The 612-nt window shown below is 68.3% G+C and carries 1 pseudogene; it reads right to left on the bottom strand.

From position 1 onward, the window contains the following. A pseudogene (locus QZH66_RS18050) lies at positions 1-612 on the bottom strand (hypothetical protein); the annotation flags it as partial.

Raw genomic sequence — 612 nt, 5'->3', positions numbered from 1 at the left:
CCAGTGAAGGCATGAGGTATTCGAACATCGAGCCAGACCACGAGCGCAAGCCCACGCTGCGCCCCGCGGCGTAAAACGGCCGACCCAGCGCGCCCCAGTGCGCTACCGGCACATCGCCCTTGGCAATGCCCCACAGGCTGGCCAACCGCGCCTCCGACGCCAGCAGGTCATAGAAGCTGTGGTCCAGCTGCCCGTCGGCCACGCGGTAACCAATGTGAAAAAGGCGCCGGCGCGGGTCGTACAGAAAGCCAAACTCGGCCTCCATGGCCAGGCCGTGGCACTGCGCAGCGAGCCTGCGCAGGCGCTGCAGGTGAGCGCCTTCACCCAGCAGCCCTGGCGCTCCGGCCAGCTCTTCGCAAGCCCCCGCCACCGCCACCAGGTGGCCGCACAGATTGCCGCTGTCCACGGTGGAGACGTAAGGCGGCGCCAGCGGCGCCAGGGTGTGGGTGTCGTACCAGTTCAGAAAATGCCCGCGATGGCGCTCCAGCGCCGCCATGGTGGCCAGGGTGCGCTCGCAGCGGTCGAGGAACTCGTCCGTGCTGATCCAGCCAAAGCGGCGCGCGCACGCCACCGACAACAGATACAGGCCCAGGTTAGTGGGCGAGGTGCGCT

Origin of the sequence: Stenotrophomonas sp. YIM B06876 (assembly GCF_030711595.1) — a bacterium.
GTDB lineage: Bacteria > Pseudomonadota > Gammaproteobacteria > Xanthomonadales > Xanthomonadaceae > Stenotrophomonas.
The sequence above is the reverse complement of the archived record's forward strand: the minus strand, read 5'-3'. Positions and strand labels throughout refer to the sequence as shown.